This is a genomic window from Streptomyces sp. NPDC015139 (genome assembly GCF_043079785.1).
Taxonomy (GTDB): domain Bacteria; phylum Actinomycetota; class Actinomycetes; order Streptomycetales; family Streptomycetaceae; genus Streptomyces; species Streptomyces albidocamelliae.
Genome location: NZ_JBIBUW010000013.1, coordinates 25,947 through 38,038, shown reverse-complemented (window position 1 = coordinate 38,038; position 12,092 = coordinate 25,947). Strand labels below are relative to the sequence as shown.

Here is a 12,092-nt window from a genome sequence, read left to right as displayed (position 1 = left end):
CACCGGTTCCCCTCGTTTCGTCACCTCTCCGGTGGATCCCCGAGAGGCCGCCGACATGTCGACATCGCGGCCGCCGATGATCAACTGCCGGTCCAGGCACGAACGGTGACACACAGCCACCGGGTCGGCAAACCATTTCTTGGCCCCTTCGGCGCTCCGTCCCGGTCAGCCGGCGGCGGAAAGGCGCAGGTCGAACGGCGAGCCGTCGGAGCGGGGCGTCCGGCCGCTCGACCGCGCGGCCCGGCTTCTCGCGGCGACCTCGCGCGGCAGGACGAGCTCGGCCGGCACCGGGTCCGGTTCATGACGGCCGGACGACCGGTCTCCATGACGAGTGTCGTCCCGGGGTGGGCCGCGTCCGCACGTGGGCGCCGGGCGGTACGTGGCGAAAGCGGAGGGCGACATCGAGTGGCTCGTGCCGGTCGGCTTCACCGTCGATGGCGCCATGGGGTCGCGTACAAGGCGGGACCGCTGGCGACCCTCTCTGCGGGCGGGTAGGAGCGCCCGGTCGCGTTCCCCGTTCCTCAGCAGCTGGCGGCCCTGGGCCGCCCACCGGGCACGGCGTGCACCTCGGTATGACTGTGCGCAGCCGCCCTGTTACCGAATGCGGACATACCTGGGGGAACAACCCCCGCCCGAGCGTCATCTCATGGGGTGCAGTGAAACAGTCGACGCGGTCGGCTCCTTGCGGGAGCAGGGGGAGGTGCCGCGTCCTGGCAGACCATGGGGGAGCTTCATCATGAACACGCATCGTGCCCGTCGTACCGCCCGTTCCGCCGCTCTGGCCGCCGCCACCGCCGCGATCGCGCTGGGCCTGACCGCCTGCGGCGGCGCCGGCGACGACTCGAAGGCTGCGGGCGGCGACCACGCCGCTGGTACCGCGCAGAGCCGGTCCGCGCTTCACGGAGACGGCAAGGGCAGCGCGGAGCAGGCCGGCAGCCGTGGCGCCACCAAGGAGGGCGCGCGCTCGTCGACCACCTCGACGGACCAGATCGTGAGCAAGAGCACGACGGCCGGCGCCCAGCAGTGCCGAGGAGACGAGATGCTGGTCACCGCGGTGCACCGGTTCGCCGGACAGCCGGGCGACCACCTGCTGGTCACCGCGTCGAACGAGGGCACCAAGCCCTGCTGGGTCACCTCGTACCCGGCCGTGAAGCTCGGCGACGACGTCGACGGCCCCGCACTGCCGCACTCGAAGAAGGACAACCCGGGCGGCGACAAGCACATCACGCTCCTGCCCGGAGGCAAGGTGTACAGCGCGGTGAACCTCTTCGACTACGGCTCGAACCACCACACGGCGCAGTCGTTCGCCATCGCGCTGCGTGGCGCGGACGGCCGCACCGGCCCCTTCTACTCCGTCAACTCCAAGGGTCAGAAGCCGCAGTTCAGCTGGAACGAGGCCGATGTGCTGAACTGGAACACCGTGAAGCCGTACAACTTCTGACGGCTGGTCGGTGGATGGTGCGACACCATCTCCAGCACATCGACTGACTGCGCAGATACGGGGACACAGCACTGCCCGCATGGTTCCTGTACCGATGGGTGGGCAGTGCTGTGACGTGTGTAGTCCGGCCCGTGGTCGAGGGTCCAGCAGCGGTGACGGTCGACGCACCGGTGCCGCCGCCTGGCGCGACTCAGCTCGACGGGCTGTCGGAGCAGCAGCACCTGTCACGTTTCTGGGCGATCTTCGGCGCCGCTGTGGCGTACGGACGATCGGACTCGCCGTCCGTTCGTGGAGCGCCGCAGCGGCGCCGGACGCGCCGTGGGTCGAGACCGCAACGAAGATCACGGGACGACGGACCGACGCCCGCGACTTGAACTCCGGTGACACCCTCCGTGCCCCCGACGGCACAGGCCTGCGGATCGACAAGGTCACGCACTGGCAGGCACCTCAGGAGTCGCCGGACCGGCTCTCACCGGTGGGGAGACGCGGCGCTGGTGGGGGGCGTCCTCTCCTCCATGGCCTGATGTGACAGATCCTGGTCATTGCGGCCATGTCCAGCCGGGCGGAATGATCAGGCCATGCCCCCACCGCACCGCGTTGTGATCGTCGCCTTCCCCGGGACCGAGCTACTGGATGTCACCGGCCCGGCCGAGGTTTTCTCCGTCGCCTCCCGGGTCACTGGAGCCGACCGGCCCACCTACCTCGTGCAGATCGCGACGGCCGACGGCGGCCCGGTGGTCACGTCCAGCGGCGTCCGGTTGATGGCTGATCTGACCCTCGACGACGTGGCCGGTCCGGTGGACACCCTGCTGGTGGCGGGGGCGATCGAGTTGGCCGACGACGGCGGTGTGGAACCGGTGATCGACCGCACGGTCACGCACTGGCTTCGCCACGGGGCTTTCCGGGCCCGGCGGATCGGATCGATCTGCGCGGGAGCGCACCTGCTGGCCGCCGCCGGGCTGCTGGAGGGCCGGCCCGCCACGACGCACTGGCTCACCGCGGCGAGACTGGCCGCCGAGCACCCCGGTGTGCGGGTCGACCCCGATCCGATCTTCATCCGGGCCGGGCAGGTATGGACATGCGCCGGTGTCACCTCGGGAATGGACATGGCGCTGGCCATGGTCGCCGAGGACCACGGCCAGGACCTGGCGCTCGCGACCGCCCGGATGATGGTGATGTACGTCAAACGCTCAGGCGGCCAGAGCCAGTTCAGCGTGCCACTGTCCGTCCAGAGCTCAGAGGACGACCGGATCGACGAACTGCGAATGTGGATCGCCGAACACCTCACCGACGACCTCTCCCTCGAAGCGCTGGCGGCGCGCACGCATCTGAGCGTGCGCCACTTCACCCGGCTGTTCCAGCAGCGGACCTCGACGACACCGGCCGCATACGTGGAAGCGGTCAGGTTGGAGGCCGCCCGCCGACTGCTGGAGGACAGCGACCGGAGCCTGCCGGAGGTCGCCGCCGCCAGCGGCCTCGGCTCCGTGGAGACGCTGCACCGCGTCTTCCGACGCCGGCTGGGCACCACCCCGGCCGAGTACCGCCGCCGCTTCTGATCCACCCCCACACCACCCACCTGCCGACCGGGGCCTCGTCAGCGCACCGGCCGAGCTTCGTCATGCCCGTACGGCAGGGCATCGACCAGCCCACTTCGGAGGAAAGCCATGTCCCGCACGAAGGTCGTCCCCATCCCGGTCATGGGCCGCCACAACGTCAACGCCTACCTGCTGCTCGGCCGCAGGCCCGTCATCGTCGACGCCGGCACTCCCGGCAGTGGCCGGAGGATCCTGGACCAGATCACCGCTCACGGCGTCGATCCCGCCGACGTCGCGCTGATCGTCATCACCCACGGCCACATCGACCACTTCGGCTCCGCCGCCGAACTGCACCGGCTCACCGGCGCACCCGTCGCCGGACATGTCGCCGACCTCGGGCCGTACCGCTCCGGCAGGGCCCGCGAACCCTACCTGCCCACCGGCCCGATGGGCCGCCTCATGGCACGCAACCGGAAGCTCCACGTTCGGGCCGAGCCCGTCGACCCCGCTGTGCTCATCCGCGGCGAGACGGATCTGGAGGACGTCGGGCTCGCGGCGCGCATCATGCCCACCCCCGGCCACACCGCCGGATCGGTCTCCGTCCTCACCGACGACGGAGACCTCGTCGCCGGTGACCTGATCGCAGGCTCCTTCATGGGTCTCATCCCCGGCAGACCCGCCAACCCGCCCTTCCACGACGACCCCCGGCAGAACCTCGCCAGCCTCCACGAGATGCTCGCCCTCAACCCCATCAGCCTGCACGTCGGCCACGGCACCCCACTCGACCCCGGCCGGGTCCGGCGGTGGGCCGAGAAGGAACGCGGCCGCCTCGCACGACTCGACGCCGCAGAACGCCTCCCTACCCGCGGCGAGTAACGCCCCCCTTGTGGCCCTGCACTCGGACGGACTTCCGGCGGCCGAAAACCGCGCAAGCCGCCCCTAGGGAGCCCATATGGAGAGGGGAGAGGCGGAGGTCGTGCCGGTCGTCAGCCTCGGGCGTGAGGGTCCATGTCCGGGCTCCGTCGCCCTGGCATCAGCCGATGTGATGCACACCACACACTTGTGGTGTGCATTTCAGACAACCATCTTCGGCCATGGCTGGTCGTCCATGCGTACTCTTTCAGCCACTCACGTTCATGAGGTTCGTATGAAGCTTCGCCGGTCTCTGGCTCTCGCCGCCGCGACAGCCGCTCTGGCTCCGGCTGTCCTCTTGACGGCCTCGGCCGCCTATGCCGCGGACGACGACACCGCTTCCCCGACCGTCAGTGAGACGGCTCCCACGGAAGAGCAGTCCACGCCCGCCGCCGAGGACACCACCCCGGCTGCGGAGGACACCACTGCGGCCGGCGAGGAGACGACTCCCGCTTCCGAGGACACCCCGCCGACGGCCGACGAAAACCTTCCTGCTGCCGCGCAGTCCTCTTCCAGCGCACCCGCATCCGAGTCCGCTTCCGTGTCCGCCACTCCCTCTGCGTCCGCGTCGAGTGGCCCGTTCGAGTGCAACGAGGGCGAGGACAAGGTCCAGGTCGACAAGGATCTGCACACCGGTCTCTCCGGCCTGCCGTCGAAGATCGTCGCGGGCAGCGGCTTCCATGCATTCCAGCTGAACGTGAACAACACCGGTGGTCGCGCCTACCAGCGCGTCGACCTGGGCGTGTTCGCCGCCCAGATGAACGAGAAGGACTACTTCATCGACACCAGCCACCTCACCCTGCAGTACAAGGACCCGTCCTCGGGCACCTGGGTCGGCATCTCCCTGGACGAGAACGACGAGGGCGCCGGCTACCTCGGCTACACCGACGTGAAGGCCCACGAGTCCTTCTCCATCGACATGCGCCTGGCCGTCGACGCCAAAGCGCCGGCCGGCCTGGGCTACGCGATCAGCATCGGTATGTACGCCGACGACGAGGGCAACTGCGTCTTCTCCGGCGACGACAGCTTCTACGAGTTCGACATCCTCAAGGCCGGCGCGACGCCTGGCGACCCCGGTGACGCCAAGCCGCAGGGCGGCAAGAAGCCGCTGCCCAAGCACCAGCCTTCCGGCAACACCAAGATCGAGCCCCAGGGACACCTTGCCCAGACCGGCTCCAACTCGGTACTGCCCGTGATCGCTCTGGCCGGAGGCGCCGCCGTCGTCCTCGGAGGTGGCGCGGTGTTCGCCGTGCGCCGACGCAAGTCCGCAGACCAGGGCGCCGTAGCCTGACATGGAGTGGCTCACCGGCTGAACGCGTAGGTCGTGTTCGCCGCCAACAGGCCGCGCGGACTCGGCGCCGTGCTGTGTCTGAGTGAGGCTTGTTACTCACCGTTGGGTGAACACCTCTGCGGTGGTGGGATGGCGGGTCCTGGCGGCTGGTTGCCCCAGGCCCGTGATCCCGCTGCGGTCGAGCGGTCGAGCCTGATAGGCCGTCAACCAGGCGCGCTGGCCGCATAGATGGTCGTCGCGGGTGTGAGCCGTGGAGATCGTCGGGCGTCTCCCGGTCCACGTCCACACCGGCATCGGCTGGGGCCCCGCACCGATGTGTTCCAGAATCGGCGTGTGGCGCCGGCCGGTGAGCCGCCTTCCACTGGGCCTTGGTGCGCCACGCACCCGCACGGACACGGCACTCCTGCTGCTCACCGCGATTGGTGTGCATGGCGCGCGGCGCTCGCGCATATGCCCCGTTCCCCGCGGAAGTAACTCCCACCTTGTGGGCTTGTCAGCCAGAGGTGAGGGCACCTGGTGACCAGGAGGTTGATAGCTATGGTTCCCCTGCTTCTGGTTCTTCTGCTGGCTCTGATCCTGTTCGGTGCGGGTTTCGCGTTGAAGGCGTTGTGGTGGATCGCGGTGATCGTGCTGGTCGTGTGGCTGCTGGGCTTCGTCGTCCGTTCCGCGGACAGTGGCGGCCGTAAGGGCCGCTGGTACCGCTGGTAGGCGACGGACACACCCGGCGCCAGGAACGCGCCACGCGCGAGCAGTGATTGGGGCTCGGCCGGACACGGTCGGGCCCCCGCTCGCGTAACAGGACTCTCTGCGCGGGCGGTTGGGAGGGGGCGGCGGGCTCTTCGGGCGCGTCGTAGGGTATGTGGGTGATGCACCGGCCGCCTCACCCGTGGCGGCCGCATCCGGAGAGACGACGAACGGCTCATCCAGCACTCCGAGACACTGATCACCTGGGCCGCGATCACCCTCATGACCCGCCGCCTCACTACCACCGCCCCCAGCAAGTGCTGCACCGGGAACAACTCCGGCGCCACCTGAGCCCGAGGGCCAATCGCTCGAGGCCTCATCGGGCCCTGGTCCCGCAGGCACCACGTCGCTGCGCCTCCTGGGCCTGTCCGGTGGCGCCGGCGGCCATCCGGTACCAGCGCTGGCCACGCCGCCGGCCTACGCGAGGTCCTTCCGCATCAATGTGCACATGGTTTCGTAGCGGCGCAACGTTCCACCGGGGGTCTGCTCGTCCCATGAGTCCGGCTGACGGTCGTACGCGACATATCCCAGTCGTTCGTACAGGGCACGTGCCCGGGGGTTGTTCTCCTCTACGGCCAGCTCGGCATGCCGCAGACCTCGCTTCCTGATCCGCAGTTCTGCGGCTTCGACAAGGAAGGTGCCGATTCCGCACGATTGCAGCGCGGGGTGAACTGCCAGCTGCCACAACGTGCCGACATCCTGCTTGACTTGGTAGTCGACGCCGCCCTTCGCCAGAGGGATGTCGGTTGCAGCGCAGACCGCGAGGTAGTCGACCTCACCGATCAGGGCGCGTTCCAACTGCTCGGCGACGTTGGCAAGGTGGTGGTCAGAACCTGCCCAGCCGCACGACGCCAGGTCCGCATGCACCAAGTCACGGGCTGACAGCTTCAACACAACGTTGATCACCTTCGGCACCTCCGGCGAGCCAGCATGCACGCCGGTCACACGAGTGACAAAACTGTTTCTCCAGCCCGCGCTCCGGGCCGCCGAGGCCACCGCCCTCAGCTCCGATCGGCCGGTACGAGACGATGGTGCGAACCACAAGCATGCTTCACGTGAGGAGAGTTGGCATGGCGGGGGAGCTGTGGGTGTCGGCCTTCTCGCTCGGGGGTGTGGTGCTCGGCGGTGTGCTGACGGCGTTCACCGAGCGTGCTGCCCAGCGGTCGGCGGATCGAGCCGAGGAGCGGCGCCGGTTGTCGGCGACCACCGAGTTGCGCAGGGCCGAGCAGGTGCAGCCGATCAAGGATTTCCTTTCGTGTGCCCAAGACGCCGAGCGGGCCGCCTACACCCGCCCGGAACCGTGGAGTGCCGATGAGGACGGCTGGATGACTAGGACACAGGCCGTCATGACCAAGCTCTGGACGGCGGATCGTGGTGTCGCCCTCCTCTGTGACGCGGCCCTCGAGGCCCCTGCCCGCGCCTACGGACGTGCTCTCAACCAAGCGGTCTGGCGAGAGATCGGTGACCTGGAAGTCAACGAGCACCTGGAAGAACACAAGAACGCCTTCTTGATCGCCGCCCGGGCGAGCCTCGCCCGCACGTGACGTGCACCGTGTGGCGGCCTTCCGGCGGGCCGGGATCGAGGCCGTGCGGGGTCACTCGCCCGGCACCGAGGACCGGTTCACCGCCCTCGGCCGTCTGGCCGACTCCAGCGGGCCGCCGAGTCACGGCACTGGTGCAGCCGTCTGTGCTGATTTGGACGATCCGATTCCGGCGCCCCCTGATCGGCCGCCGTTCACCGGGCGCAGGCGTACGGCGGCGTCCAGGCCGGTGCCGGGGGCCGGGCGCAGGGTGATGTCGCCGCCAGAGGCGTGGACGACGTGGCGGGCGATGGCCAGACCGAGGCCGGTCCCGCCGTCGTCGCGACTGCGTGCCTCGTCGAGGCGGACGGACTGTTCGAAGATCCGCTCGCGGTCTTCTCGGGCGATGCCGTGGCCGTCGTCTGCGGCACCAGGGATTACAGCGTCCGCGGTTCCACGCACATACACGGTGATCTCGGCGGCTGCGGGCCAGCTGCCCGAACACCGAACACCAGCAAAGTGCTGCGGATGAGGCACTCGCGCAGCGGACCAAGTAAAGAGCAGAGTCCAGCCGGAAGCGGAAGGGTGCTTACCCGGTAAGCACTGCTGCGACGATCGCTCCCAGGAGCCCGGACGGCGAGCTCGCCTCCGTTTCCGGCGGGCACGAGCACGCGACGAGGGCCACACGTCGGTTGTGGCGTCTGCGGCGACTCCATACAGCCATTCTCCACCGGTACACGGAAGGCCGTGGGCGATGAGGGTGCTCCTGTCGCCCCCTCGCGGCGGTCGCTCGGACGGCACGGCTGGTAGATCGGCATAGGTCAAGGTTGCGAGGGTACTCCGCGTGACGTCAGCTCATATCTGGCTGGCGACGCACGGGGGGATGATGGGGAGGGAAGCTTCATGGCGACAATGACTGCTGCCGGTACCGACACGCGGATGGGGAGTCTGCCGGAGGTTGCCGATCCTTCCCGGGTGTCCCCGAAGGATGCTCGTGGGTTGTCGCGGCTGTTCTTCGACCGGCTGGCTGTGCTGGAGGAGGGTACGCCCGAGTACAGCGATGCCCGCAACACACTGATCGAGATGAACATGTCCCTGGTCCGCTACGCGGCCGGCCGGTTCCGCAGCCGGGGCGCGGAGGAGATGGAGGACATCGTCCAGGTCGGCATGATCGGCCTGATCAAGGCGATCGACCGGTTCGAGCTGACCCGGGAAGTGGAGTTCACCTCGTTCGCCATCCCCTACATCGTGGGCGAGATCAAGCGGTTCTTCCGCGACACCACCTGGGCCGTGCACGTGCCGCGCCGGCTGCAGGAGGCCCGCGTCCAACTCGCCCGCGCCGGTGAAGAGCTGCGCAGCCGGCTCGGCAGGACGCCGACGGACAAGGAGCTGGCGGAGCTGATGAGCCTGTCCGAGGACGAGGTGCGCGAAGCCCGCCTCGCGGCGAACGGCTACAACTCCGCCTCCCTCGACGCCGCGTTGAACAGCAGCGAGGACGGTGAGTCGGCGCTCGCGGACTTCATCGGCACCGACGACCCCGCCCTGGAACTCGTCGAGGACTTCCATGCCCTGGCCCCGATGATCGCCGCGCTCGACGAACGCGATCGGAGGATCATCCACATGCGGTTCGTCGACGAGCTCACCCAGGCCCAGATCGGTGAGCATCTCGGGGTCTCCCAGATGCACGTCTCCCGGCTGCTGTCCCGCTGCCTGACGCGACTGCGCGAGGGCATGCTGACCACTCGCTGACATGTCCGCGGGCGCGCGCGTGGCGTCGGGAAGGGCGGCAGCAGCCCCGTACGAACGACTGCCGGGAGGCGGCCCAGGTCGAAGAATCGGCACGTGGGCGGGCTAGCCGATCCTCGGCCCGGACGGCGAGGTACTGGGCAGCATGATGGAACCAGGCCGTGGGCGAGGGCGTAGCGGCGTCGCACGAGCAGCCGCTGTAGATGACGGTCGCGCCGGGCGGGGCGGCGCGTGCATTGCTCAAGCACGGCACGCGGCCGCTGATTTTCCCGCTCAGGTGTCCGTCTCCCCGTGCGCCATGGAGGTGACCCGGCTGGTCGTCAGCGAGCAGGTGACCAACGCCGGCAAGTACGCGCCGGGGCCGGCGCTGATGGATGTGCGGATCGACGGTGACGCGGTCGAGGTCGTCGTGCGGGACTCCGACCCGGTGCTGCGGGCTGCGCGAGCGGCCGATGCCGGGCGGGTGGGTCACCACGGCCTGGAGATCGTCATGGCCGTCGCTCAGGCTCTGGAAGCCGAGCCCTGGGTGGATGGCGGCCGTGCCTAGCCGCATGCCGGACGCCATGGGGCCCGCACCTCGACGCCCCGGGCCCGGCACGCCCGACCCCACATGACGGAGCAATACCGTCCTCCAGCGGCGCCGCGGCGGTCACCGGCAGGCAACAGCCCCGCGCTGCACGACACGGCCGACCGAGGGACCCTGGAATTGGAACGAGTGTCACCGTGGGACACGGCGACGAGACGGACGTGCCGTGCGCCGAAACGTCCCGGAGTCCCACCCCGGACCAACGGCAGCGGGCCCGCCCGAGTCTCCCGGGCCCGCTGTCGTTGCGTCCGAAACCAAGGTGCGCCGGCTGGCGCGCACGAGGGCAGGACGGCGCGAGAGCAGCCCCGCACATGCCATCCCTGCGGCACGCCCTCAGCGCCCCGGACCGACTTCCAGCGTGGCGTTGCGGGCTCATCGTCCTGTCCCCGGTCATGGCCGCCGGGGCGCTGATCGTTTGTGTCGTATTGGCTGTCGAGTTCCGGCCGGAAACGCCTGCCCGGGGGCAGTCTCGCCCTCGACCCCGAGGGCCGGATCACCTTCGTGACCTCAGGTGCCGCCCGCCTACTGGATGATGCGGGAGACGTGCATCTGGGAGATACCGAAGTGTTCGGCTATGCGGGACTGCGTCATGTCCTCGAAGAAGCGCATGTAGAGGATGGCGCGTTCGCGGTCGGTTAGGCGGCGCAAGCCGTTCTTGGCGGCCTCGCGGTCGACGACGACGTCGTAGGAGGTGTCCGGGGCGGCCAGGGGGTCGGCGACAGTGGGGCTGTCGGCTGTCGGCTGTCGCGAAGACGGCGGGACGCCATTGCGTAACCCACAGGCCGGTGAGGCGTTGCTCCAGCGAGGCTTCCCGCCCCTACCCTCGCGCACAGACACTCAGCGACAAGCAGGCGTGGGCCTTTCTGCCGCTAGCAGGCGGGCGAGGAAGGCGTAGCGTCGTGGATTGAGGCGAGACCCGCACTCTCTTCGCCAGGTAGCGCGGGTCTTCCACGGCCCGGATGGAACTCCGCCACGGCCCGGCCAGCTGCATGCTGCTCCCGCATGATGCCCGCGTGGTTGGGCCCGGCGCTGTCCGCCAAGGGCTCGCGCCTGAGGCGGGGCATGCGGGAGCGGCAACCGGGGCCAAGCAGCTCGGCTAGGCCGTTTCCTTCGGATCATCGGATCGTTTGGTGATGTGTGTCGTTGACTGACGCCCAGTGGGCACGCATCGAGCCGTTGCTGCCGGATCGGACTCCGAGGCGGGGTGGGCGGTGGCGGGATCACCGGCGGGTGATCGACGCGATCGCGTTCAAGAACCGCACCGGGACACCGTGGATGGACCTGCCCGAGCACTTCGGGTCTTGGAAGGGCGCCCACAACCGGTTGCGGGAGTGGGCCGCCGACGGCACCTGGGAGAAAGTCTTCACCGCATTACTCGCTCAGGCCGACGCCGAATGCGACCTCGACTGGGTCGTCGCGGTCGACTCCACCGTGGTCCGTGCCCATCAGCACGCCGCCGGGGCCCGTCAAAAGGGGCACCGGCCGCCGAGCCGGCCGACCATGCCCTCGGACGCTCCCGCGGCGGACTGACCACCAAGATCCACCTCGCCGCCGACGGCCAATGCCGCCCGCTAGCCTTTGTCATCACGCCCGGCCAGGCAGGTGACGCACCCGCCTTCACCAGAGTCATGGCCCGATTACAAGTGCCCAGGCCGACCGGCCGCCCCAGAATCACACCGGACGCGGTCCTGGCCGACAAGGCCTACTCGTCCCGCGCGATCCGTTGTCATCTCCGCCGGCGCGGGATCCGGGCAGTAATCCCGCAGCCCGCCGACCAGGCCGCCCACCGCAAACGCCTCGGCAGCCGCGGCGGAAGGCCACCCGCCTTCGACCGCGACGCCTACAAGCAACGCAACACGGTCGAGCGCTGCATCAACAAACTCAAGCAATGGCGCGGCCTGGCCACCCGATACGACAAGACAGCCACCATCTACCTGGCCGGACTCCACCTCGCCGCCATCTTCATCTGGTCAGCAAGGTGATCCGAAAGAAACGGCCTAGGGCGCGGGGAACGGCACTGGCGCAACTTCTGCCTGTCAGGAGCCACCGAACTGCGCGAGGATAGGGACACCCGCCGTCGCGGCCGCGACGGACATCATCGCTCAGCTCACACCCACGATGCCGTTCGACGCCCTCGCCATCCAGATCGACGAAACCCAGGCATGGGACGAACAGCTCAGCCTCGACGTCCACCTCACGTGCCCCGGCTGCGCCTGTCCAACGGCGTGCTCTTTTGCAGCGCGGCCGCGCGGACGTCACGCTCGCGACGACGGTTGCTGCACCTCCCTCGCTGGGCGAGTGCCGGCCTGACGCCGGG

The 12,092-nt window shown here is 69.2% G+C and carries 11 protein-coding genes and 3 pseudogenes; 11 read left to right on the top strand and 3 right to left on the bottom strand.

The genetic code is table 11. The annotated features are described in order from the left end of the window. The first annotated feature begins 736 nt into the window (after positions 1 to 736). From ACF08B_RS30020 to ACF08B_RS29995, 6 genes and pseudogenes are all read left to right on the top strand, one after another. Positions 737 to 1,441: a DUF4232 domain-containing protein gene (locus ACF08B_RS30020; RefSeq protein ID WP_392320280.1), complete on the top strand. Its 705-nt coding sequence runs from the start codon at positions 737 to 739 to the stop codon at positions 1,439 to 1,441. A gap of 578 nt (positions 1,442 to 2,019) precedes the next feature. Continuing rightward, positions 2,020 to 2,997 (top strand): GlxA family transcriptional regulator, encoded by a 978-nt coding sequence (locus ACF08B_RS30015; protein ID WP_392320279.1) that lies wholly within the window; start codon positions 2,020 to 2,022, stop codon positions 2,995 to 2,997. A 108-nt stretch (positions 2,998 to 3,105) separates the two neighbouring features. Next, positions 3,106 to 3,852 (top strand): MBL fold metallo-hydrolase, encoded by a 747-nt coding sequence (locus ACF08B_RS30010; protein ID WP_392320278.1) that lies wholly within the window; start codon positions 3,106 to 3,108, stop codon positions 3,850 to 3,852. Between the two features lie 271 nt (positions 3,853 to 4,123). Further along, positions 4,124 to 5,179 (top strand): LAETG motif-containing sortase-dependent surface protein, encoded by a 1,056-nt coding sequence (locus tag ACF08B_RS30005; protein ID WP_392320277.1) that lies wholly within the window; start codon positions 4,124 to 4,126, stop codon positions 5,177 to 5,179. A gap of 537 nt (positions 5,180 to 5,716) precedes the next feature. Further along, complete coding sequence (locus ACF08B_RS30000; protein WP_059247750.1) at positions 5,717 to 5,887, top strand: DUF5670 family protein; 171 nt, start codon at positions 5,717 to 5,719, stop codon at positions 5,885 to 5,887. A 186-nt stretch (positions 5,888 to 6,073) separates the two neighbouring features. Beyond that, positions 6,074 to 6,178: pseudogene (locus tag ACF08B_RS29995) on the top strand (IS5/IS1182 family transposase); the annotation flags it as partial. Between the two features lie 162 nt (positions 6,179 to 6,340). Here the strand turns inward: ACF08B_RS29995 and ACF08B_RS29990 are convergent. Then, positions 6,341 to 6,859: a GNAT family N-acetyltransferase gene (locus ACF08B_RS29990; RefSeq protein WP_392320462.1), complete on the bottom strand. Its 519-nt coding sequence runs from the start codon at positions 6,857 to 6,859 to the stop codon at positions 6,341 to 6,343. A gap of 134 nt (positions 6,860 to 6,993) precedes the next feature. Between ACF08B_RS29990 and ACF08B_RS29985 the strand changes: the two genes are divergently transcribed. Beyond that, positions 6,994 to 7,467 carry a hypothetical protein gene (locus ACF08B_RS29985; protein ID WP_392320276.1) on the top strand — a complete coding sequence of 158 codons (474 nt, stop codon included), beginning with the start codon at positions 6,994 to 6,996 and terminating at the stop codon, positions 7,465 to 7,467. A 120-nt stretch (positions 7,468 to 7,587) separates the two neighbouring features. Here the strand turns inward: ACF08B_RS29985 and ACF08B_RS29980 are convergent, their stop codons facing one another. After that, positions 7,588 to 7,980, bottom strand: a complete 393-nt coding sequence (locus ACF08B_RS29980) for an ATP-binding protein (RefSeq protein ID WP_392320275.1) — start codon at positions 7,978 to 7,980, stop codon at positions 7,588 to 7,590. A gap of 366 nt (positions 7,981 to 8,346) precedes the next feature. Between ACF08B_RS29980 and ACF08B_RS29975 the strand changes: the two genes are divergently transcribed. After that, complete coding sequence (locus ACF08B_RS29975; protein WP_392320274.1) at positions 8,347 to 9,192, top strand: RNA polymerase sigma factor SigF; 846 nt, start codon at positions 8,347 to 8,349, stop codon at positions 9,190 to 9,192. 274 nt (positions 9,193 to 9,466) lie between these two features. Next, entirely contained in the window at positions 9,467 to 9,736 is a 270-nt protein-coding gene (locus ACF08B_RS29970) for a hypothetical protein (protein WP_392320273.1), read from the top strand. A 567-nt stretch (positions 9,737 to 10,303) separates the two neighbouring features. Here the strand turns inward: ACF08B_RS29970 and ACF08B_RS29965 are convergent. Then, positions 10,304 to 10,492, bottom strand: a pseudogene (locus ACF08B_RS29965) (sigma-70 family RNA polymerase sigma factor); the annotation flags it as partial. A gap of 420 nt (positions 10,493 to 10,912) precedes the next feature. Here ACF08B_RS29965 and ACF08B_RS29960 point away from each other — a divergent pair. Both ACF08B_RS29960 and ACF08B_RS29955 read left to right on the top strand, forming a co-directional pair. Next, a pseudogene (locus ACF08B_RS29960) lies at positions 10,913 to 11,757 on the top strand (IS5 family transposase). 79 nt (positions 11,758 to 11,836) lie between these two features. Continuing rightward, on the top strand, positions 11,837 to 12,085 hold the full coding sequence (locus ACF08B_RS29955) for an alkyl sulfatase C-terminal domain-containing protein (RefSeq protein ID WP_392320461.1): 249 nt from the start codon (positions 11,837 to 11,839) through the stop codon (positions 12,083 to 12,085). Positions 12,086 to 12,092: the final 7 nt, after the last annotated feature.